The organism is Amycolatopsis sp. NPDC000009, assembly GCF_055563465.1.
Genome location: NZ_JBVHDI010000033.1, coordinates 1 through 20,063, shown reverse-complemented (window position 1 = coordinate 20,063; position 20,063 = coordinate 1). Strand labels below are relative to the sequence as shown.

The 20,063-nt window shown below is 68.4% G+C and carries 23 protein-coding genes; 14 read left to right on the top strand and 9 right to left on the bottom strand.

Going from position 1 to position 20,063, the window contains the following annotated elements:
* Nucleotides 1-80 precede the first annotated feature (80 nt).
* Both ACZ3HL_RS42925 and ACZ3HL_RS42920 read left to right on the top strand, forming a co-directional pair.
* Nucleotides 81-1,484, top strand: a complete 1,404-nt coding sequence (locus tag ACZ3HL_RS42925; RefSeq protein ID WP_465537611.1) for a bis-aminopropyl spermidine synthase family protein — start codon at nt 81-83, stop codon at nt 1,482-1,484.
* A 46-nt stretch (nt 1,485-1,530) separates the two neighbouring features.
* Nucleotides 1,531-2,265 carry a DUF4190 domain-containing protein gene (locus tag ACZ3HL_RS42920; protein ID WP_465537610.1) on the top strand — a complete coding sequence of 245 codons (735 nt, stop codon included), beginning with the start codon at nt 1,531-1,533 and terminating at the stop codon, nt 2,263-2,265.
* A gap of 95 nt (nt 2,266-2,360) precedes the next feature.
* On the opposite strand, the gene ACZ3HL_RS42915 is transcribed toward ACZ3HL_RS42920, so the two are convergent.
* Complete coding sequence (locus ACZ3HL_RS42915; RefSeq protein WP_465537608.1) at nt 2,361-3,536, bottom strand: NAD(P)-dependent malic enzyme; 1,176 nt, start codon at nt 3,534-3,536, stop codon at nt 2,361-2,363.
* A 380-nt stretch (nt 3,537-3,916) separates the two neighbouring features.
* Between ACZ3HL_RS42915 and ACZ3HL_RS42910 the strand changes: the two genes are divergently transcribed.
* Nucleotides 3,917-4,528, top strand: coding sequence for a dTDP-4-dehydrorhamnose 3,5-epimerase family protein (locus ACZ3HL_RS42910; RefSeq protein WP_465420465.1), 612 nt, complete (start codon nt 3,917-3,919; stop codon nt 4,526-4,528).
* Here ACZ3HL_RS42910 and ACZ3HL_RS42905 read toward each other — a convergent pair.
* Nucleotides 4,525-6,126, bottom strand: a complete 1,602-nt coding sequence (locus ACZ3HL_RS42905) for a GMC oxidoreductase (protein WP_465537607.1) — start codon at nt 6,124-6,126, stop codon at nt 4,525-4,527. The genes ACZ3HL_RS42910 and ACZ3HL_RS42905 overlap by 4 nt on opposite strands.
* Nucleotides 6,127-6,293: 167 nt before the next feature.
* On the opposite strand from ACZ3HL_RS42905, the gene ACZ3HL_RS42900 reads away from it, so the two are divergent.
* Entirely contained in the window at nt 6,294-6,971 is a 678-nt protein-coding gene (locus tag ACZ3HL_RS42900; protein ID WP_465537605.1) for a hypothetical protein, read from the top strand.
* Nucleotides 6,972-7,282: 311 nt separating this feature from the next.
* Here the strand turns inward: ACZ3HL_RS42900 and ACZ3HL_RS42895 are convergent, their stop codons facing one another.
* Entirely contained in the window at nt 7,283-7,753 is a 471-nt protein-coding gene (locus tag ACZ3HL_RS42895) for a hotdog fold domain-containing protein (protein WP_005150718.1), read from the bottom strand.
* Between the two features lie 62 nt (nt 7,754-7,815).
* Between ACZ3HL_RS42895 and ACZ3HL_RS42890 the strand changes: the two genes are divergently transcribed.
* Both ACZ3HL_RS42890 and ACZ3HL_RS42885 read left to right on the top strand, forming a co-directional pair.
* On the top strand, nt 7,816-8,409 hold the full coding sequence (locus ACZ3HL_RS42890; protein WP_465537603.1) for an acid phosphatase: 594 nt from the start codon (nt 7,816-7,818) through the stop codon (nt 8,407-8,409).
* Nucleotides 8,409-8,888 (top strand): GNAT family N-acetyltransferase, encoded by a 480-nt coding sequence (locus tag ACZ3HL_RS42885; protein ID WP_465420471.1) that lies wholly within the window; start codon nt 8,409-8,411, stop codon nt 8,886-8,888. The genes ACZ3HL_RS42890 and ACZ3HL_RS42885 overlap by 1 nt, the downstream gene beginning before the upstream one ends.
* Nucleotides 8,889-8,962: 74 nt before the next feature.
* Here the strand turns inward: ACZ3HL_RS42885 and ACZ3HL_RS42880 are convergent, their stop codons facing one another.
* Nucleotides 8,963-9,502: a hypothetical protein gene (locus tag ACZ3HL_RS42880; RefSeq protein WP_465420473.1), complete on the bottom strand. Its 540-nt coding sequence runs from the start codon at nt 9,500-9,502 to the stop codon at nt 8,963-8,965.
* 246 nt (nt 9,503-9,748) lie between these two features.
* Between ACZ3HL_RS42880 and ACZ3HL_RS42875 the strand changes: the two genes are divergently transcribed.
* The gene (locus ACZ3HL_RS42875) at nt 9,749-10,675 is read left to right on the top strand and encodes a diacylglycerol/lipid kinase family protein (protein WP_465420475.1); all 927 of its coding nucleotides are present in this window, start codon (nt 9,749-9,751) and stop codon (nt 10,673-10,675) included.
* 273 nt (nt 10,676-10,948) lie between these two features.
* Nucleotides 10,949-11,203, top strand: coding sequence for a WhiB family transcriptional regulator (locus ACZ3HL_RS42870; protein WP_007028999.1), 255 nt, complete (start codon nt 10,949-10,951; stop codon nt 11,201-11,203).
* A 318-nt stretch (nt 11,204-11,521) separates the two neighbouring features.
* Here ACZ3HL_RS42870 and ACZ3HL_RS42865 read toward each other — a convergent pair whose 3' ends face one another.
* Nucleotides 11,522-13,045 carry a sensor histidine kinase gene (locus ACZ3HL_RS42865; RefSeq protein ID WP_465420477.1) on the bottom strand — a complete coding sequence of 508 codons (1,524 nt, stop codon included), beginning with the start codon at nt 13,043-13,045 and terminating at the stop codon, nt 11,522-11,524.
* A gap of 106 nt (nt 13,046-13,151) precedes the next feature.
* Between ACZ3HL_RS42865 and ACZ3HL_RS42860 the strand changes: the two genes are divergently transcribed.
* Nucleotides 13,152-13,226 carry a 50S ribosomal protein bL37 gene (locus ACZ3HL_RS42860; protein ID WP_369299112.1) on the top strand — a complete coding sequence of 25 codons (75 nt, stop codon included), beginning with the start codon at nt 13,152-13,154 and terminating at the stop codon, nt 13,224-13,226.
* A gap of 67 nt (nt 13,227-13,293) precedes the next feature.
* Here ACZ3HL_RS42860 and rsrA read toward each other — a convergent pair whose 3' ends face one another.
* The gene (gene rsrA / locus ACZ3HL_RS42855; RefSeq protein ID WP_465420479.1) at nt 13,294-13,617 is read right to left on the bottom strand and encodes a mycothiol system anti-sigma-R factor; all 324 of its coding nucleotides are present in this window, start codon (nt 13,615-13,617) and stop codon (nt 13,294-13,296) included.
* Nucleotides 13,614-14,252 carry a sigma-70 family RNA polymerase sigma factor gene (locus ACZ3HL_RS42850; protein WP_026466946.1) on the bottom strand — a complete coding sequence of 213 codons (639 nt, stop codon included), beginning with the start codon at nt 14,250-14,252 and terminating at the stop codon, nt 13,614-13,616. Before ACZ3HL_RS42850 ends, rsrA begins: the two co-directional genes overlap by 4 nt.
* A 190-nt stretch (nt 14,253-14,442) precedes the next feature.
* On the opposite strand from ACZ3HL_RS42850, the gene ybaK reads away from it, so the two are divergent.
* Both ybaK and ACZ3HL_RS42840 read left to right on the top strand, forming a co-directional pair.
* Nucleotides 14,443-14,919 (top strand): Cys-tRNA(Pro) deacylase, encoded by a 477-nt coding sequence (gene ybaK, locus ACZ3HL_RS42845; protein ID WP_016337070.1) that lies wholly within the window; start codon nt 14,443-14,445, stop codon nt 14,917-14,919.
* A 182-nt stretch (nt 14,920-15,101) separates the two neighbouring features.
* Nucleotides 15,102-15,665, top strand: coding sequence for a hypothetical protein (locus ACZ3HL_RS42840; RefSeq protein ID WP_465420481.1), 564 nt, complete (start codon nt 15,102-15,104; stop codon nt 15,663-15,665).
* Here ACZ3HL_RS42840 and ACZ3HL_RS42835 read toward each other — a convergent pair.
* Nucleotides 15,615-16,223: an alpha/beta hydrolase family protein gene (locus ACZ3HL_RS42835; RefSeq protein WP_465420483.1), complete on the bottom strand. Its 609-nt coding sequence runs from the start codon at nt 16,221-16,223 to the stop codon at nt 15,615-15,617. The genes ACZ3HL_RS42840 and ACZ3HL_RS42835 overlap by 51 nt on opposite strands.
* A complete protein-coding gene (locus ACZ3HL_RS42830) occupies nt 16,220-16,978 on the bottom strand; it encodes an SOS response-associated peptidase (RefSeq protein ID WP_465537601.1) in 759 nt (252 codons plus the stop codon). The genes ACZ3HL_RS42835 and ACZ3HL_RS42830 overlap by 4 nt, the downstream gene beginning before the upstream one ends.
* Nucleotides 16,979-17,079: 101 nt before the next feature.
* On the opposite strand from ACZ3HL_RS42830, the gene rsgA reads away from it, so the two are divergent.
* Genes rsgA through ACZ3HL_RS42815 form a run of 3 tightly spaced genes read left to right on the top strand, consistent with a single transcriptional unit; the run spans nt 17,080 to nt 19,935 of the window.
* A complete protein-coding gene (rsgA, locus tag ACZ3HL_RS42825) occupies nt 17,080-18,090 on the top strand; it encodes a ribosome small subunit-dependent GTPase A (protein ID WP_465537599.1) in 1,011 nt (336 codons plus the stop codon).
* A 60-nt stretch (nt 18,091-18,150) separates the two neighbouring features.
* Nucleotides 18,151-19,053 carry an SCO4651 family lipoprotein gene (locus tag ACZ3HL_RS42820; RefSeq protein WP_465537598.1) on the top strand — a complete coding sequence of 301 codons (903 nt, stop codon included), beginning with the start codon at nt 18,151-18,153 and terminating at the stop codon, nt 19,051-19,053.
* Complete coding sequence (locus tag ACZ3HL_RS42815; protein WP_465537596.1) at nt 19,054-19,935, top strand: SCO4651 family lipoprotein; 882 nt, start codon at nt 19,054-19,056, stop codon at nt 19,933-19,935. It begins immediately after the preceding gene.
* Nucleotides 19,936-20,063: the final 128 nt, after the last annotated feature.

Genomic DNA, 20,063 nt, shown 5'->3' with positions numbered 1-20,063 from the left:
CATGTCTGGTCGAAAAACCGTAGCCCAGATCCTGCCTGTTGGCACGGTGTCCCAGGGACCGGGTTACTAGGCTGCTGCCCGTGAGTCCTTCCGTCGAAGACGTCCTCGCGGCGCACGGTGTCCACGTGCGACCGCTCCATCAGGTGATTTCCCTGCTCCGGACGGATTGGCGTGACCTCGGCGAACTGGTCCGGATCAGCACCGCGCCCCGCCGGAGTGTCGAAGACGTCCTGAACGCGCTCGGCGACGACCTCGAGCGGAACGAGTCCCGCTTCCGGCTGGCCCCCGCCGTGCGCGAGAAGTACGCCCGCTTCGGGGCACGGGACCGGAAATCCGACCCCGACCTGCTGAAGATCATCACCAGCTACGTCGAGAACGTGCCCGCGCCGCTGGCCGCGCTCGACCACGTACAGGCGACGCCCGAAACGGTGCTGAACCGGGCGCTGTGGCTGGACGAGCGGTACGACCTCGGCACCGCGAAGCTGCTGTTCCTCGGCGACCACGACCTCACTTCCCTGGCCGTACGCGCGTTGCGGCCCGACGCGGACCTCACCGTCGTCGACCTCGACGATCGTGTGCTCTCCTACATCGACGAACTCAGCGAGCGGTCCATCCGCACCCTGCACACGGATCTGCGCGTCGGCCTCCCGCCCTCGGTGACCGGGCGGATGGACCTCGTGTTCAGTGATCCGCCTTACACCCCCGAGGGAATGGGCTTGTTCGCGGCGCGCGGGGTCCAGGCGCTCACCGAACCCTCGGACGGGCGGCTGCTGCTCGCCTACGGCTACAGCCCCCGCCATCCCGCGCTGGGCGCGCAGGTGCAGCGCGCGCTCGCGACGCTCGGGCTGACCTTCGAGGCGATCCTGCCGGACTTCAACCGGTACTTCGGCGCGCAGGCGATCGGGAGCGCGGCGGACCTCTACGTCTGCCAGCCGACCGCGAAGTCGAAGAAGAACCGCGGTGGCAAGGGGAAGGCCGCGATCTACACGCACGGCCCGCAGTCGGTGGAATCCGCAGGCGGGGCCAAGCCGTCACTGCTGGACAAGCTGCACGAGATCGCCACCGAAGGCGGGCTGGCGCTCGAGTCCCGCCCGGTCGACTGGTCCGTCTCCGGCCCGGAGGGCGACGCGGTCGCGATGGATCTTTCGGCCGACCCCGGGCCGTGGCTGCTGCGGACCCTGCTGGGCACCAACGCGCGACGGCTGGCGCTGCTGGTCCCGAACTCCCATCCCGACCTGACGAACGCCGAGGCGCAGGCCGCGCTGAACCGGCTGATCGGCGCGAAGTACAAGCTGCGGCTGTTGCGGAGCACCCCGGACAACCGGCACGCCATCGTCGTCGCGGACGCCGTCGAGCACCAGGAAGAACTGCTGACCCGGGCGCACGCGCGGCTCGCGAACGTCTCGCTGGACGTGCCGCCGGACCTGACGGACGCGCGGCTGATCGACCTGCCGCGGCACCGGCTGGCGGAACTGCTCGCCTGAGCCGCGTGTCATCGGAACTTCATGGGCCGTGCCTAGTTTCGGTCCCATGAACGAACACCCCGGCCTGCCGATGGCGGGTGTCGCGCCCGCCCCGCCGTACGGCCCTCCACCGCGGCACCACAAGACCAGCGGCCTGGCGATCGCCGCGCTCGTACTCGGCCTTGCCGGGTGCCTTCCACTGGCAGTGCTGCCCGCGATCGTCCTGGGCATCGTCGCGATCACCCAGACCGGTCATGGGAAACGGCCGGGGCGCGGGCTGGCGATCGGCGGCCTCGTGGCCGCCGGGGTCTGGACCGTCGGGTGGGTCGCCCTGCTCGGGAACACCATGGGGAACCCCGACCGTTACACCGCGAGCCCGCCGGGCGCGAGTTGCGCGGCCCCGCCGTCCGGCCACGCCAACGCCTGCACCTTGAAGCCGGGCGATTGCTTCCGGCAGTCCGCGGTCACGGGGACCTTCACCAGCGTCGAACTCACCGTGTGCGGAGACACGCACGACACCCAGGCGATCGGGACCTTCATCGCGGCGGACGGCCCCTGGCCGGGCGGCGGAGAACTGAAAGCGGAAGCCTCGGCCCACTGTCAGCGGATCATGGCCAAGAACGTGGATCGTCCGCGACTCGACGCGGCCGGTGTCCGCGCCGACCTGAGCTACCTGAAGCCTGAGCGCGAAGCCTGGGAAAACGGTTTGCGCACGGTCTTCTGCACGATTCACACACCCGGCTCGGAGCTGATCGGTTCCGTACTCGCCCCCGGCGCCGATCTGGCCGTCCCGACCGGCTGACGTGCACGACCCCCGCATGTATGAACGGGCCGTTCCTCGCGAAATCTGCGAGGAACGGCCCGTTCACAGCGTTTGAGCGAGTGTGAAAGGGAGCGTCACACCACGCCGTCGGCCTCGGCGGCCTTCGCGACGGCCGCGGCCACCTCGGGCGCGACACGCGGGTCCAGCGGGCTCGGGACGATCCGGTCCGGGCCGAGGTCGTCCTGCGCGACCGCGAAGATCGCTTCGGCCGCGGCCAGCTTCATGTTCTCCGTGATCGCCCGCGCGCCGGAGTCCAGCGCGCCGCGGAAGACGCCAGGGAACGCCAGCACGTTGTTGATCTGGTTCGGGAAGTCGCTGCGCCCGGTCGCCACGATCTTGGCGTACCGCGACGCCGCGACCGGGTGAACCTCCGGGTCCGGGTTCGAGAGCGCGAACACGATCGCGTCGTCGGCCATCCCGGCCAGCAGCGTCTCGTCGATGGTGGCCCCGGACAGGCCCAGGAAGACGTCGGCACCCCGCAGCGCCTCGCCGAGGCCGCCGCGCAGACCGGCCGTGTTCGTGGTCTCGGCGAGCTTCTGCTTGATCGGGTTCAGGCCCTCGCGGCCGGAGTGGATGATGCCGCGCGAGTCGAGCACGGTGACGTCCGCGACGCCGGCGTTCTGCAGGATCCTGGCGCAGGCCACCCCCGCCGCGCCCGCCCCCGAGACGACCACGCGCTGGCCGGAGATGTCCTTGCCGAGGACCTGGTTCGCCCCGCGCAGCGCGGCCAGCGTGACGATCGCCGTGCCGTGCTGGTCGTCGTGCATGACCGGGCAGTCGAGGGCCTCCTTGAGGCGGTCCTCCAGCTCGAAGCAGCGCGGCGCCGAGATGTCCTCCAGGTTCACCGCGCCGAACGACGGGCGCAGCCGGACCAGGGTCTCGATGATCTCGTCGACGTCGGTGGTGTCGAGCACCAGCGGGATCGAGTCGAGGCCGCCGAAGGTCTTGAACAGGACCGACTTGCCCTCCATGACCGGCAGCGAGGCGCTCGCGCCGATGTCACCGAGGCCGAGCACCGCCGTACCGTCACTGACCACCACGACCAGCCTGTCCGCCCACGTGTACCGCTTCGCCTTGGCCGCGTCCTCGGCGATCGCACGGCTCACCTTCGCCACGCCAGGCGTGTACGCGACCGAAAGGTCACGGGGCGAGGAGATCGGGCGCGTCGCGGCCACGGAGAGCTTGCCGCCCTCGTGGCCCTCGAAGATCTCGGTGTCCGTCACTGGCGTGATCATCGTGGTTCCCGTCATTGCTTCCGCCGTGTCTAAGGACGGCGAAGTCTCGATTCGAGCGAAGGTCATGGGATTCTTCTCCTGGGACTGCGAGCGGGGGAACTGGCCGGTGAGCAGGCCAAAACTGGGCATGGCCCGGCCACCTGGGGTAACTCGTCCTCCGACACGGCAGCCCAGCGCGGTAGCGCCGGCCTGTCGGCGAAGCGTCCAATCGGCCATCGGTGCCGTGGGTATGGCGACGGTCGCGGACGCAGCGGTCAGATCATTGTGACAGGCGTGCGGACCAGTGTGCCCCTCTGGTGCGGTTGATGTCACAAAGGGGCCCGGCTTTCCGCAGCTCAAGAGACCTTTCCCAAGACGTCCATCCGGTTTGGGAAGGGCTCGTTAGCATTGAGGTCATGCATGCCAGGCGCCTCAGCATCCCCGACTGTTTCGAATTCACCCCGCGGGTTTTCCCCGATCACCGCGGCCTGTTCGTGGCGCCGTACCAGGAAGAAGCGTTCGTCGACGCGGTCGGGCACCGGCTTCGCCTCGGGCAGACCAACACCAGCGTCTCGCGGCGCGGGTCCATCCGTGGCGTGCACTTCGCGGACACCCCGCCCGGCCAGGCGAAATACGTCTACTGCCCGAGCGGTTCGATGCTGGACGTCATCGTCGACCTCCGGGTCGGCTCGCCCACTTTCGGCGAGTGGACGTCCGTGCTGCTCGACAGCTCCGAGTACAAGGCGGTCTACATCGCCGAAGGCCTCGGCCACGCCTTCATGGCGCTCGAAGACGAAACCATCATGGCGTACCTCTGCTCCGAGCCGTACAACCCGACGGGCGAACACGGCGTCAACCCGATGGACGCCGATCTCGCACTGCCCTGGCCGCAGGACATCGAACCCGTGGTGTCCGAAAAGGACACCACGGCGCCCTACCTGAAAGAAGCCCTGGAGCAGGGGTTGCTGCCCCAGTACGGCGACTGCGTGGCCTACTACGAAAAGCTGCGGGCCGCGGAACCGAGCTAGCGCGCCACGTCCTCGCTCAGCACCCGTTCCACGTTCCGTTCCGCCAGCGCGGTGATCGTCACGAACGGGTTCACGCCGGTACTGCCCGGGATCTGCGACCCGTCGGTGACGTAGAGGTTCCGGTAGCCCTTCACCCTGCCGTACAGGTCGGTGGCCTCACCCAGCACCAATCCACCCAGTGGGTGATAGGTGAACCGGTTCTCGAACGACCGTGTATCCCCGAACAGGTCACTGCGGTAGATCGTGCGGTTCGCCCGGTTGACCTTGTCGAACAACGACTTCGCCGCGTCGATCGACGGCTTCCCCTGTGCGGCGTTCCAGCGCAGCCGCACGGAGTCGGTGGCGGCGTCGTAGGTGAAGTGACCGCGTTCGGGGTTCTTCGTGATCGCCAGGTAGAGGCTCAGCCACGTTTCGACCCCGGCGGGCACCGGCGCGACCTCGGCGAAGACCGGGTTCACCGGGTCGTCCCACGCGTCGATGCCGAGCGCGGGCATGCCCGACTGCAGTGATCCGCCGAGATCCCAGGCGTGGTTCGCGCGGCCCAGCATCACGTTGCCGTTGGTGCCCCAGCCGCGGCCGACCTCGTCGTTCAGCGCGGGCAGCGTCCCGGTTTCCCTTGCCCGCACGAGCAGTTCGGTCGAACCGAGGCTGCCGGCGCCGAGGAACAGGTACTTCGCGCCGAGTTGTTTCCTCGCGAGGACCGAACCGTCCTCGGCGGTTTCGTGCACGGTGAGGACGTACGTGCCGTCGGTCTGCCGGGTGATCCCGCGGACCTGGTGCAGCGTCTTGATGGTCACGTTCCCGGTGCCCAGCGCGGCCGCGAGGTAGGTCTTGTCGAGCGATCGTTTGCCGTGGTTGTTGCCGTAGATGACCTCGGACGCGAGAGCCGACCGCGGCACCGTGCCTTCTTCTTCCCGCTTCATGTATTCGAAGTCGTAAACGCTGGGCACGAACACCGTTTTGAGCCCGGCCCGCGTCGCGGCCTTCCGGGAAACCCTCGCGTACCGGTAGGAACGGCAGGTTTCGAACCAGCGCGGGTCGATGTGGTTCACCCCGAGGGCCCGGTTGGCCAGGGGAAAGTACTTCCCGTACATCTCGTCCGCGTCGACGCCGGGCAGGATCTCCTCGAAGTAGGACCGCTTCGGCGTCACGGCCATCGCGCCGTTGACCAGCGAACCGCCGCCGACGCCGCGTCCGACGTAGACGGACATGTCACCGTGGTCCACCCGGTCGAGCACGCCGGGATACCGCTTGATGTCCCGGTTCGCCAGGTCCATCCAGAGAAACGACGCGAGCGGGGCCTGCGTGCGGTTCTTGAACCAGGCTGCCCGCCGGTCCGGCCGGAGCATGTCGCAGAAGATCTTTCCGTCCGGCCCGGGGTCGGCCCACAGTTTGCCCATTTCGAGCATGACCGTGGGAATACCGGCTTCGCCGAGCCGCAGCGCGGTCACCGCGGCGCCGTACCCGGTGCCGACGACCACGGCCGTCGAGAAGCCCGATTCCTCCGCCCGCGCGGTGGAAATCGTGGTGAGCCCGAGGGCGGCGGCGGAGTTGAGCGCGGTGAACCCGAGGAACCCGCGGCGCGACAGTGGGGACATGGGCCGATGATCGCCCGCTGTTCGAGGCCCCTTCAAGGGCGAATCCGAAGTGGATTCGCGTCAGCTGGGTAAACACCGTTTATTTTCACTCGAACGTGGCGATTCAGGGGTCCCTTGGGTGGCTTCCCCGATGTGGCTCGAACCGGCACAGACCACTCTTTCGAGTCATGAGACGTCTTCTCGCCGCGACCGCGGCCGCACTGTCCGCAGCCGCCCTCATCGCCTTCCCCGGCCACGCCTCCGCGGCCCCGTCGCCGCTGCCCGACTTCGACTTCTCCGCCTGCCCTGCCCCGCCCGCCAACGCCGACCCGGGCACGTGGCGCTGCGAAGCCTTTGTCTCCCAAGGGGTCCTGACCATCGGCGACCGGGAGCTCCCGCTCGGGGAGATGCGCCTGACGTTCTCCGAAGGCAAAGTGGGCGGGAAGTACGCGCAGGTGTTCGGTGAACTACGGCACGCTCCCGCCCGGATCCGCGGCACTTTCGGCGCGAGCCTGCAGTTGAAGTACGGCGGCTACTCGGACTTCCAGTCGAACGACGAGCGGCGCGGCGAACTGGATCTCTACGCGGCCCTGCGACATCCCTTGCTGCCCAAGGATTGCACGGTCGGGACCCTCGCCGCGCCACTCCACTCCGTGGTCAAGGACGACCCCGCGGTGCCCTTCGAGGTGATCTCCCAGAACCCCACGACGGTGAAGTTCGGCGTCGTCGACACCCAGCTCGCCCTGCCACGCACGACCGGTTGCGGCCCGCTGGCGCACTTGGCCGACGAATTGCTGGACCTGCCGTCCGCGAGCGGCCGGAACACCTTCACCCAGGTGACCTACGTGCAGTTCAAACCCCTCTGACGACCCGCATTTCGTCCTCTGAATGCGGTCCTTGCACGCGCAACTACCGCATCCAGAGGACTAATTGCGTGAGAGAAGCGCGCCGAGCCCACCCTGGGTGCCCCCGCCGGTGCGCGAACGGACGACACGCGTGATTGGACGGACGACTCGCGGCGGACCCCGGTGCCGCGCGTGTCGTCCGTCTGGACACACGTGTCGTCCACCGGATCACACGTGTCGTCCGTCTGATCACACGTGTCGTCCGTCTGATCACGAGAGTCGGCCGTCTGATCACGCGAAGGCAGCCGCGAGGACCGGGAGCGGAGGGGTGCCTACTTCTTCTTGGTCACCCAGATGGTGATGGTCGCGGTCACGACGGGTTTCCCGTTCGTGTCCGTGATCGTCACCGGCACGGGAAGCTCGAAGCCCTCGTCGCCGAATTCCGGCAACTCCGGCAGCTCCGCGACCGCGCGCAGGCTCGTCTCGGCCTTCGCCACGTACTCGACCGTCATCCCCTTGGGCAGCCAGCGATGCGTCGCCGGGACGGTCGCCTCGGCGAGCATGCCCATGGCGATCTCGGCGAGGTTGCATGCCGCGATCGCGTGAAAAGTCTTGATGTGGTTGTAAACACCCCACCACTTCGGGGACGTCACCTCGCACCGGCCGGGGCCCAGTTCGCGCACCGACGGGAGCACCGTCCGGAAGTACGGCACACGCAGGCACATCGCCGCCGAGAACAGCTGTTTGCCGACCGGCTTGCCCGCCAGCCGGTTCCACATCGCGTAGGTCGGATTCTGCGCCATCACGGTCTCCTCACCATGTTACTCATCAGTAGCATAACCGGACCGCAGGCTATATTCGCAACGTGGCACATCGGCTCTTCCTCCTCCGGCACGGTCAGACCGAGTGGTCCGTCAACGGACGGCACACCGGACGCACCGACATCCCGCTCACGACCGCCGGCGAGGGGCAGGCCCGCGCGGCGGGCGGCACCTTGCGCGCGGTACTCGGCGGCAATCCGGCGCTCGTCCTCGCCAGCCCTCGCACCCGCGCGCTGCGGACGGCCGAGCTGGCAGGCCTGCGCGTCGACGAGGTCACCGAAGAGCTGGCCGAATGGGACTACGGCGACTACGAAGGCGTCACCACGCCGACGATCCGCGAGACCGTTCCCGGATGGACTGTCTGGTCGCATCCGATACCAGGCGGCGAGAGCGCGGAAGACGTCAACGCCCGCGCGGACAAGCTGATCGAACGCGTCCGCGAACCGCTCGGCGAGGGCGACGTGATCCTCGTCGGTCACGGGCATTTCAGCCGGGTCCTGGTCGCACGCTGGATCGGTCTCCCGTCGACCGCGGGCGTCCACTTCGGACTCGACCCGGCCGGCGTCGCGGTGCTCGGCGACGAACGCGGCGAGCCGCAGATCGAACACCTCAACCTGCTCCCCACGACGGAGGACTAGTGGACGACCGCATCCGGCGCATCCGCGAAGAAGACGTGGACGCCGTCGTCCAGCTCGTCTACGACCTCGCCGAGTTCGAACGCGCCCCGGACGAATGCCACCTCACGCCCGAGCAGCTGCGCGTCGCACTGTTCGGCGAGGCTCCGGGACTGTTCGGGCACGTCGCCGAGGTCGACGGCGAGATCGTCGGCTACGCGCTCTGGTTCCTCAACTTCTCCACCTGGCGCGGCGTGCACGGCATCTACCTGGAGGACCTCTACGTCCGCCCCGAGCAGCGCGGCTCCGGCCTCGGCAAGGCGCTCCTGGCCACGCTCGCCGCGGTCTGCGTCGAGCGCGGCTACGCCCGCCTCGAATGGTCGGTGCTCAACTGGAACCCGGCACAGGGGTTCTACAAGTCCCTCGGCGCGGTGCCGATGGACGAATGGACCGTCGACCGCCTCACCGACGAATCGCTGAAGGCGCTCGCCGCGCAGATCTAGCGTGCTTGAAGGCGTAACTCGCGTGATCAGGGACGTAACTCGCGAGTTACGCCTTCAAGCACGCGAGTGCGGAGTCAGGAGTCGCGTTCTTCGCGCTCACGACGAGCCGCGCGCCCCGCGGCGCCGTCACGCTCGGCGGCTTCTTCCTCACTCTCGCCCTCCTGCATCCCGAGCGCCCACGCACGCGAGGGGCGGCGGAACAGCAGCACGATGACGGCGACACCGATCAGCGCGAGCGGCACTCCCCACACCGGCTGCCCGGACGGGCCCGCGCCGTACCAGCCGACGCCGACCAGGATCAGCGCGACGACGACGCCGGGCGACCTCGCCCAGGTCTTCCCCATCACCAGACCGGCCGCGCAGGCCAGCGTTCCGGCGGCGAGGACGAGGTAATAGGCGACCTCGGCCAGGAGGTTCTCCGGTCCGGCCTGGCCGTTGACCAGGAGCAGGATCGCGAACACGATCAGGGCGAGCCCCGGCAGCGCGGTGACGGCCCCGGCGAGGCGGACTTCACGGGGCGCGGGCGAGAGCTTGTCGGCGATGGACACGGCGAAACAGCCTTCCAGGCTTCCGGACACGATGCTCCACCAGGGCGGGTCACCGTACGTGAGCACTTTCGATCGTATGCCACCCGGTCGGCCGGTTCCCCCTCGCCGCCGCATGGGAAGAATTGGCAGTGTCGTCGATGAGCGGGCGGTCGGCCCGGGTGCACTTGTCACGACGCGCTGTCACCAGCCGACAGTGAGGAGGGACGCCCGCCACAGGGCCATACGGTGCTGCCTCGAGGACGCTCCGCACGGCTGAGCTTCGCGTCACGTGAAGCTCACACCTTCGGGCCGGAGTCACTTACCCTGCGGTATGTGCGTGCCATCCTCGTCGTGAACCCCCAGGCCACCTCGACCACCGCCGGTGGCCGTGACGTGCTGGCGCACGCACTGGCCAGCCAGGTCAAACTCGACGTGGTGGAGACCGACTACCGCGGCCACGCGATGGCCGTCGCCCGGTCCGCCGCCCGCGACGGGATCGACCTGGTGGTCGCCCACGGCGGCGACGGCACGGTCAACGAAGTGGTCAACGGGCTGCTCGCGGACGCCGACGGCGATCCGGCGAAGGTCGGCGGTGCCCCCATGCTCGGTGTCGTGCCGGGCGGCTCGGCGAACGTCTTCGCCAGGGCACTGGGTATCGCGCACGATCCCGTGGAAGCGACCCATCAGCTCCTCAACGCCATCGAGAACGACCGGAGCCGCAAGGTCGGCCTCGGGATCGCCGACGGCCACTGGTTCACCTTCAACGCCGGCCTGGGCTGGGACGCCGACGTCGTCGGCCGCGTGGCCAAGCGACGGGGCAAGCAGACCACCGCGGGGCTCTACCTGAGGGCCGCGGTGGCGTCGCATCTGCGGCCCCCGCTGGGCCGTCCGCCCCTGACGGTCCGGATCCCGGGTGAAGAGCCCACCGAAGTGCTGACCGCTTTCGTGTCGAACACCGATCCGTGGAGCTACCTGGGCAACCGTCCCGTCCACCTGAACCCGGACAGCTCGTTCGACACCGGATTGGGCCTTTTCGCGTTGAGCGGTCTGGGATTGCCCACCGTGTTCAAGCATGTACGGCAGGCATTGCTCACTAAGAGCGATCAACGCGGGCGACGTCTCCTTCGTCACGATGACCTGCCGATGATCCGCATAGACGCTGCTGAACCGGTAAACTTCCAGGTGGACGGCGACCTCGTCGGCCAGCGGAAGAGGGTGGAGTTCTTCAGCGTCCCGGAAGCACTGACGGTAATCGTCTGACGACCGGACCGCTGATCGCCTGCGGCAAAGTACGAACTGCCGCTCATCGACGCAGAACCTCCGCTCACCGCATCGGCCTTCCCTTCGGAAGGCTGTTTCGGAACGAAACCGCAGGTCAGAAGCGTCGCTCGGCCGGGTGAGCTGACTCACCGATCTTCAGAAAACCCTTGTCGAAACGGGTGCTTCGTGAAAGCATTCACAAGCACCCAAAAAAACGACCGCCATGACGACTATGGCGCGGAGTACCGCGCCGTTATGAAGGAGCTCAGAAACATGGACTGGCGCCACGACGCGGCCTGCCGAGACGAGGACCCCGAGCTGTTCTTCCCCGTGGGAACCAGCGGTCCTGCTCTGTCGCAGGTAGCGCAGGCGAAGGCCGTGTGCCACCGCTGCACCGTCGCTTCCGACTGCTTGGCCTGGGCATTGGCCAGCGGGCAGGACGCAGGCGTTTGGGGCGGGATGAGCGAGGACGAGCGACGGGCCCTGAAGCGCCGTCGTACGCACATCGGCACGCGTACCTCCGCCTGAGTCTTTCGGACTCAGCACGCTTCATCGCATCACTCACAACTGAGCAAGACCCCAAGCTTCGGGAAACTCCTGCGGCGCAGTGGCTGTATGGCCGTGCGTCGTGAGGTGACACGTACCCGACTTGAGCTTAACAAGCGAGGCCGACACGCCCTCACGGGGGTATGGCTTCAGCGGACTTTTCCCAAGTCCTCCCGCGGAACCGTTACAGGGCCGGCGCCACTTCTCTTCGGGCGCCGGCCCTAAAACGTGTCCGGGTGAGACTGTCCCTTGTGGACGATCAAACGCGACAGTCCATTCCAGACTCCGTGATACCGGAATTCACAGACGCCGCGACAGCGGGATCCGCAGCGCCGCTTCGGTTCCCAGCCGCCGCCCGCCGGTCTCCTCGGAATCCCCGCGCAGCCCTCGGATCGACAGCGATCCGCGCAGCTCCGACTCCACCAGTGTCCGCACGATCTGGAGCCCGAGGCCGTCGCTGCGTTCCAGTGAAAAACCCGAGGGAAGCCCGCGCCCGTTGTCGCGGATGACGACGTCGAGCCAGCGGGCGGAGCGCTCCACCACGAGTTCGACCTTGCCCGGCCGCCCGTCGGGGAACGCGTGCTCGATGGCGTTCTGGACGAGTTCGGCCAGCACCATCACCAACGGCGTCGCGATCTCGGCGACGACGACGCCGAACGAACCGGTGCGCGAAAGCCCGACCTGCGATTCCGCCGTCGCGACCTCGCCGACCATCGGGAGGACGTTGTCGAGCAGCTTGTCAAGGTCGACCCGCTCGTCCACCGAGATGGACAGCGCCTCGTGCACCATCGCGATCGACGAGACCCGGCGCACGGACTCGCCGAGCGCGAGCCGCGCCTCCTCGCTGGAGGTCCGGCGCGACTGGAGCCGCAGCAGCGCGGCCACGGTCTGCAGGTTGTTCTTCACCCTGTGGTGGATCTCGCGGATGGTCGCGTCCTTGGACAGGAGAGCGCGGTCACGCCGCTTCACCTCGGTGACGTCGCGCACCAGCACCAGCGCGCCCGCGGCCTGCCCGGCGGGACGCAGTGGCAGCGCACGGAACAGCACGACGGCGCCGCGACGGGAATCCGCCTCCGTCCGGCTGCTGGGCTTGCCGTCGAGTGCCTCGATGATCCGGTGCGAAACCTCGGTCGCGTCGAACGGGTCGCGGATGAGCGACCGGGTCAGCGGCGCGAGGCGCTGCCCGACGAGGTCGGATTCGTGCCCCATCCGGTGATACGCCGACAACCCGTTCGGGCTGGCGAAGACCACCGTGCCGGTCGGGTCGAGGCGGATGAGGCCGTCGCCGACCCGCGGGCTGGTGTGGGTGTCCGTCTGGTTCCCCGGGCTGGGGAAGGTGCCGTCGACGATCATCTGGCACAGGTCACCCGCGCTGCCGAGATACGCGATCTCGAGCGGGCTGGGCACCCGCGAGGCCGCCAGGTTGGTCTCCCGGCTCAACACGGCGATCACCGTCCCGGCGAACACCACCGGGATGGCCTCGCGGCGCATCGGCAGGTCGCGGTACCAGTGCGGATCCTCCTCGCGGCAGATCCGCACCTCACGGCTCGCCTTGGCCAGCTGCGGATGCTCGTCCACGGTGAACCTGGAGCCGACGACGTCCTCCGGATGGGCCGTCGGCGCCGTCGTCGGGCGCGCGTGGGCGACACAGACGTAGTCGCCGCCGTCGGGTTGCAGTTCCTCCGAGACGGCGACCCACAGCAGGAAGTCGGCGAAGGACAGGTCGGCCAGCAGCTGCCATTCGGCGACCACGGTCTGGAGATGGTCCGCGGCTTCACCGGACAGGCCGGTGTTCTCCGCGAGCAGATCGGAAAGGGTGGACACGTCCCCATCCAAGCAGGGTGAGGGCCGCATGACACACTGGAGAGGTTGACCCTGGCCCAGCGGTGTCGTATCACCCCGCGAGGGCCACTCGGACGAGGAGTGAAACATGTCGAAGCGCGCCCGCAAGCGTCGCGACCGTAAGAAGAACGGCGCGAACCACGGCAAGAAGCCCAACTCCTGATCATCGATCAGACAGCGAAGGCCCCCGCACCGATCCGGTACGGGGGCCTTCGTGTGTGCTGAGCCGCTTATTCGAAGGTCTGCTCGATCTTGACCTCGGTGCGCTCGATGGTCAGCGAGCCCTTGGTCTGCACGGTCTGGCGGATCGAGGCCCGCAGCCGGGACTTGAGGTCGTCCGGCGCGTGGTCACCACCACACTTGCGGGCGAGGAGCTGCTTGATGTGCTCGTCGATGCCGTATTCCTCGAGGCACGGCGGGCAGTCCTCGATGTGCTTGCGCAGGGCGGCGTCGCGCTCGGCGCTGCACTCCTTGTCCAGCAGCAGGTAGATGTCGGCGAGGGCTTCCTCGCACCTGACCTTGTCGTCCGCGCCGGCGCAGTAGTCCTCGCTCATCGCCCCGCCACCTCCTGCTGTTTGCCCGCGCGGATGAAGCCGCGCTCGCGGGCGACGTCGGCGAGCAGGTCGCGGAGCTGGGCGCGGCCGCGGTGCAGCCGGGACATCACGGTGCCGATGGGCGTGTCCATGATCTCGGCGATCTCCTTGTACGCGAAACCTTCGACATCGGCGAGGTAGACCGCGAGGCGGAACTCCTCGGGCAGCTTCTGCAGCGCTTCCTTGACGTCGGCGTCGGGCAGGTTGTCCATCGCCTCGACCTCGGCCGAGCGCAGCCCGCTGGAGGTGTGACTCTCCGCCTTGGCGATCTGCCAGTCGGTGATCTCCTCGGTGGGCTGCTGGACCGGCTGGCGCTGACGCTTGCGATAGCCGTTGATGTAGGTGTTCGTGAGGATGCGGTACATCCACGCCTTGAGGTTCGTGCCCGCCTTGAAAGACGCGAAGGCCGCGTACGCCTTCAGGTACGTCTCCTGGACGAGGTCCTCGGCGTCGGCGGGATTCCGGGTCATCCGCATGGCGGCCGAGTACAGCTGGTCGAGCAGGGGCATCGCGTCCCGCTCGAAGCGCTCGGCCCGCGCGGCCGCCTCTTCGGCGTCCGTGCCCGTGTCCGGCGCGGGATTCTGCGTGCTCGGCAAACCGTTCCCTTCCCGATCGGCGTCGATGCGCTTGTGCGCATGAGACGTCGTCGAGTTTACGCGCGGGCGGATCACCTGGCCGCCCGGCGTGCGCGGGATCAGGATTCGGGGAGCTTCGAGTGTGGTGGACACGTGCCTTTCAACAGTGAGGCCCGGCCGGGCATTCCCGGCACGCTCGTAGACTCCGCCCATGGCAGGCAAGGGAACTCCGGCGACGGCGCTGCTGGCGAAGCAGAAAGTGGCGCATGTTCTGCACGCCTACGACCACGACCCGCGGGCCGAGTCGTACGGCCTCGAAGCCGTCGAAGCGCTGGGGCTCGACCCCGCGCGTGTGTTCAAGACACTGGTCGCCGAAGTCGACGGGAAACTGACCGTCGGCGTGGTCCCGGTCACCGGCCAGCTGGATCTGAAGGCGCTGGCGGCCGCCGCGGGCGGGAAGAAGGCGAAGATGGCCGACCCCGCCGCCGCGCAGCGCGCGACGGGTTACGTGCTCGGCGGGATCTCGCCGCTCGGGCACCGGAGCAGGCTGCCGGTGGTGATCGACTCGTCGGCGGAGAAGTTCGAGACCGTGCACTGCTCGGCCGGGCGGCGCGGGCTGGAGGTCGAACTCGCGCCCGGCGACCTGGCGCGGCTCACCGGTGCCGTGGTCGCCCCGATCGCCGGCTGACCTCCCCGCGTTTCGTCCTCTGAATGCGGTAGTTGCACGCGCAAGGACCGCATTCAGAGGACGAAATGCGGGGAGGGGGTTCACCCTCGCGAGGGAGCGGGATCGGTCCGGAGCGGGAAGATCACCCGCCCGCGCTCGGGAATCGTCGTCGGTAAGCGAACGACGACTCCTGGGAGCGATGAATGACCAAGACCGTGCCCGGCGTACCGAAATGGGCGAACCTCGCCGCCCACGCGACGCTGCTGGTGACCTTGCCTTCCGGGCTGTGGCGGATCGCGATGGGCCTCGGCATCCCGGTCGGGTTCACCGCGCAGGGGCAGGAGGAGTTCGGCGTCCCCGGCTGGGGCACGGCCTTCGCCTTCGGCCTGAGCCTGCTCGCCGAAGCGCTCGCGTTCCTCACTCTCGGGCTCGTCCGGCCGTGGGGTGAGGTGTGGCCACGCTGGATCCCGGGGCTGCGTGGCCGCCGGATCCCGCCGCTCGCGGCGATCCTCCCGGCCGCCGCGGGGGCGATCGCCCTGACCGCGTTGAGCGTCCGGGCACCGTTCGGCTGGGCGGAGGCCGGTTCTTCGATGGCGCCGGGAAGCTGGGAAGACTCGCCGGTGTACGGCATCGTCATGGCCGCCTGTTACGCGCCGCTCCTGCTCTGGGGCCCGCTGCTGGCCGCGGTCACCGTGCATTACGCCCGGCGACGGCTCTCAGGTCAGCGGCCGCAGCACACGCTCCAGCCACTCGGCGGCCGCGCGTGACACACCTTCGAGGTCGGCGCTGAGGTTGTGGTCGCCCTTGAGCACCACGATCTCGTGATGCGGCCCCGCCTTGGGCAGGCCGAACGGGTCCCGGTCACCCTGCACCACCAGGGTCGGGACCTCGACGGCGTCCAGCTCACCCTGCCGGGATTTCTCCGGCTTCCCCGGCGGATGCTCGGGGAAAGCCAGGCAGAGCACCGCCACCGCCTGCCCCGTCGCGGCGGTCCGGCAGGCGACGCGGGCCCCGGACGACCGGCCGCCGAACACGAGCGGAAGATCGTCGAAACGCGCGGAGATCTCGTCGGCGACGGTGAGCCAGGCGGTGTCGAGCTGGGTGGCGGGAGCGGGCGCCCGGCGGCCCGCCACCCGGTACGGCTGCTCGACGAGCGCGACGTGGACACCGGCGGCCTGCGCCGCGCGGGTGACGGCGACCAGGTCCTTCGCGCCGATCCCCCCGCCCGCGCCGTGGCCGAGCATCAGCACCGCGGCGCCTTCCTCGGCACAGTGCAACTCGGCCCGCGCGGGGCCGTAGGCGGTGTCGATCTCCAGCTTCGTCATGAGTTCGGCAGCTCGAAGAGCGGGCTTTCGGTGGCCGGTTCGACGCGGTCCACCAGCTCCGGGCCGTTGTTGCGGACGTTGTTGACCAGACTGGACACCGGCCGCAGCTCGATCGTGTCGACCAGGTCCACCGGAGGCGGGACGAGCAGGTCGGTGACGTCGGCGAGATCCGGGTCGAGCCAGGTGTCCCACTTCTCCCGCGGCATCAGCAGCGGCATCCGGTGGTGGATGTCGGTGAGCCTTCCGACCGAATCGGTGGTGATCACCGAGAAGGTGATCAGCGGGTCGGCGTCCTTGTCGTCCTTCGGCCGCCAGGTCTCCCAGATCCCGGCGAACGCGAGCGATTCGTCACCCGGTCCGGTCATGAAGAAGGGCTGCTTCTCCTTACCGTCACGCCGCCACTCGTACCAGCCGTCGGCGGGGACGAGGCACCGCCGCGCGGAAACCGCCTTCTTGAACGACGGCTTCTCCTTCGCGGTCTCGGCGCGTGTGTTGATCATCTTCGAGCCGACCCCGGGATCCTTCGCCCAGAACGGGACCAGCCCCCAGCGCATCGTCCGCAGCGACCGCACGGCGGGCTCGTCTTCGAGCACCGCGCCGTCCGCGTCACGCGGATGCCGCTGCACGACGGTGGGCACGACCTTGGTCGGCGCCACGTTGTGGTCGGTCCGGACCCGGCCCTCGGTCAGGTCCACCGCGGCGAACTCGTCGATCAGCGCCGCCGGGTCCTTGGTCGCGGCATAACGCCCGCACATGCGTAAACCTCCCTGATCGACAGCCATCGTTACACGCTGACGAGGCGTTGGCGAGCAGCATGGGATCATTGTCCCGCGGTATGCGAAGAGCAGGAGGCGGTTTGGCTGGCAAGGACTGGCGCAGGCTGGACGAATCCGACGTGCGGATCCGTCCCGGCAAGGGCACCAGGCCGCGCAGCAAACGCCGTCCCGAGCACGCGGACGCCTCCACCGCGATGGTCATCGGCAAGGACCGCGGCCGCTGGACCTGCGCGATCGACTCGGATCCGGAGCGGGTCGTCACCGCCATGCGAGCCCGCGAGATGGGCCGGGTCTCGGTCGTCGTCGGCGACACCGTCGGCATCGTCGGTGACGTGAGCGGCAAACCGGACACCCTCGCCCGCATCATCCGGGTGGAGGAACGCTCCAGTGTGCTGCGCCGGACCGCGGACGACACCGATCCCTTCGAACGGGTGGTCGTCGCCAACGCCGAACAGTTGCTGATCGTCACCGCGCTGGCCGATCCCCCGCCGCGCACCGGATTCATCGACCGCTGTCTCGTCGCCTGTTACGCCGGCGGTCTCGAGCCGGTCCTGTGCCTGACGAAGGCCGACCTCGCGAGCCCGGACGAACTCCTCGCCGGCTACGCGGGCCTCGACATCCCGGCCGTGGTCACCCGGCACGACGAACATCCGGACGAACTGGCCGGACGGCTCAAGGACCGGGTCACCGCGCTGGTCGGGCATTCGGGGGTCGGGAAGTCCACTTTGGTCAACCGGCTGGTTCCGGACGCCGGGCTGGCGACCGGCGTGGTCAGCGCGGTCGGCAAGGGGCGTCACACGTCCGTCGCGGCGGTCGCGCTCTCCCTGCCCGGCGGTGGCTGGGTGGTCGACACGCCGGGCATCCGCTCCTTCGGGCTGGCGCACGTGACCGCCGACGACATCGTGCTCGCCTTCGAGGAGTTCGCCGAGGCCGCCGAAGAGTGCCCCTCCGGCTGCGGCCACCTCGGGCCGCCGTCCGACCCGGACTGCGCGCTCGGCGACGTGGTCACCGAGGGTCACGCCAGTCCGGAGCGATTGACATCGTTGCGGCGCCTGCTGGGCTCCCGAGCTGGGCATGATGACGAGCGGTAACTAATTCCGGCTTCGCGCGATAACCCGTTCGGATTAGATCAACTTTTCTGAGGGGTCCTCTTGAAGCGCGTAACCACACTCGCCGCCGTCATCACGGCCGCCGTTCTGGCGTTGTCCGCCTGCGGTGGCGAGAAGCAGCCCGGCGCGGCTGCCCCCGCTCCTGCTCCTTCCGAGCAGAAGAGCCTGCTTTCGGCGCCGCTCGGCGACCCGATCCAGCTCGCGGCCCTGACCCGCGAGAGCACCAAGAAGGCCAAGTCGTTCAAGATGACGATGGAGACCGTCGCCGGCACCGAGAAGAACACGGTGACCGGGCAGGGCGTGTACGACGGTGACAACACCAAGTTCTCCATGGTCATGGACGACGTCAGCAAGAAGGTTGAAGTCCTTTTCGTCGACAACGCGTTCTTCTTCAAGCTCGGCGCCGACGACAAGACCGAGCTGAAGACCGACAAGGCGTACGTGAAGATCTCGGCCGACGGCCAGGACCCCATCTCGCAGCTGCTCGGCAAGATGCTGTCGAAGGCCGTCAAGGAGAGCGACCCGTCGCGCACCCTCGAGCAGGTCTCGAAGGCGGGCAAGATCACGAAGTCGGACCAGGTCGAGCTGAACGGTCAGCTCACCAACCACTACGTCATCGAGATCGAGGTCGAGAAGGTCATCGCCCTCATCGTGGGCGAGGTGGGCGTCCCGTTCCCGGCGGATGTCCAGGAGAAGATCGACGCGAAGCTCAAGGGCAAGAACGTCACCATCCCCACCGAGCTGTGGCTCAACTCCGATCAGCTGCCGGTGCAGGTCGTCTCCGACGCGACCGCGTTCGTGAAGGCCATGGGCGCCCCCGGTGACGGCGTCGCCAAGACCACGGTCAAGTACACCGACTGGGGCAGCCCGGTGGACATCGCCGCCCCGCCCGCCGACCAGGTCGGCGACCTGACGGAGATCATGAAGAAGGCCGGCGGCCAGTAGATGCGACGCACTCTCAAGGTGGCCGCGGTGGCCGCGGCCCTGACCCTCGTGATCACGGGCTGCGGCACCCGCCCGGAGGCGACCCCCGAGCCTGCCAAGGGCGGCGGTGAACTCGCGCTGGCCACCCCGTTCACCGACGCGCTCGGCCTCGTCGAGGCCGCGAAGCAGGGGACCCAGAAGGCCAAGTCCTCCAAGACGACCATCGACGGCATGATGGGGACTTCCAAGGTCACGGGAACCGTGCTGGGTCTCTACGACGGCACCGCCTCGATGATCGATGCGAACCTGACCTTCGACGGCCAAACGGCCGGGCTGCGCCTGGTCGACCAGACCGTGTTCGTCAAGCTGCCCGCCGAGGAGAAGGCCCGGCTCAAAACGGACAAGACCTGGGGAAAGATCTCGCTGAACAGTGAGGAGCCCGGGGAGAAGGCCGCTGGGAAGGCCATGCTGAGGTCCCTCGAGATGGGTGACCCGGCGAAACAGCTGGAGCTGGTCGAAAAGACCGGCCGCGTCATCAGGTCGGAACAGATCCAGCTGGACGGCGTCCCGGTGAACCACTACTTCGTCGAATTCGACGTCAGGAAGCAGATCAACCTGTTCCTCGGTGACGACCTCCCCGCCGATCAGCGGGCGGAGGTCGAGAAGCGGCTCGAAGGCAAGGATCTGCGGGTTCCGGCCGAACTGTGGCTCAATGCCGAGCAGCTTCCGCTGAAAATGACCGTGGACATGACCTCGTTCATGAAGTCGATGGGAGGCTCGCAGACCGGCGAAGCCAAGTCGACGTATACCTACAGCGAGTGGGGCACACCGGTGGAGGTCACTCCGCCGCCCGCCGCCGAGGTGGGCGAATACGCCGAAATGATGCAGCCGGCGGGCCGCTAGACCTTTAGCGCGTGAAGGCCCCCTTCCCTCGGCTGAGCCGAGGGAAGGGGGCCTTCACGCGCAAACCTGTCGTCAGAGGCGGCAGGCCCGGATGTCCGAAGCCAGGACGGCCTTGGCACCGGTCTCGG

Coding starts and splice junctions, on each gene's coding strand:
- ACZ3HL_RS42905 (WP_465537607.1), bottom strand. CDS start 6,126: ATGTCCCCACTGTCGCGCCGCGGGTTCCTCGGGTTCACCGCGCTCAAC.
- ACZ3HL_RS42835 (WP_465420483.1), bottom strand. CDS start 16,223: ATGACGAAGCTGGAGATCGACACCGCCTACGGCCCCGCGCGGGCCGAG.
- ACZ3HL_RS42870 (WP_007028999.1), top strand. CDS start 10,949: ATGGACTGGCGCCACGACGCGGCCTGCCGAGACGAGGACCCCGAGCTG.
- ybaK (WP_016337070.1), top strand. CDS start 14,443: ATGGCAGGCAAGGGAACTCCGGCGACGGCGCTGCTGGCGAAGCAGAAA.
- ACZ3HL_RS42900 (WP_465537605.1), top strand. CDS start 6,294: ATGAGACGTCTTCTCGCCGCGACCGCGGCCGCACTGTCCGCAGCCGCC.
- ACZ3HL_RS42895 (WP_005150718.1), bottom strand. CDS start 7,753: ATGGCGCAGAATCCGACCTACGCGATGTGGAACCGGCTGGCGGGCAAG.
- rsrA (WP_465420479.1), bottom strand. CDS start 13,617: ATGAGCGAGGACTACTGCGCCGGCGCGGACGACAAGGTCAGGTGCGAG.
- ACZ3HL_RS42910 (WP_465420465.1), top strand. CDS start 3,917: ATGCATGCCAGGCGCCTCAGCATCCCCGACTGTTTCGAATTCACCCCG.
- ACZ3HL_RS42840 (WP_465420481.1), top strand. CDS start 15,102: ATGACCAAGACCGTGCCCGGCGTACCGAAATGGGCGAACCTCGCCGCC.
- ACZ3HL_RS42915 (WP_465537608.1), bottom strand. CDS start 3,536: ATGACGGGAACCACGATGATCACGCCAGTGACGGACACCGAGATCTTC.
- ACZ3HL_RS42830 (WP_465537601.1), bottom strand. CDS start 16,978: ATGTGCGGGCGTTATGCCGCGACCAAGGACCCGGCGGCGCTGATCGAC.
- ACZ3HL_RS42815 (WP_465537596.1), top strand. CDS start 19,054: ATGCGACGCACTCTCAAGGTGGCCGCGGTGGCCGCGGCCCTGACCCTC.
- ACZ3HL_RS42920 (WP_465537610.1), top strand. CDS start 1,531: ATGAACGAACACCCCGGCCTGCCGATGGCGGGTGTCGCGCCCGCCCCG.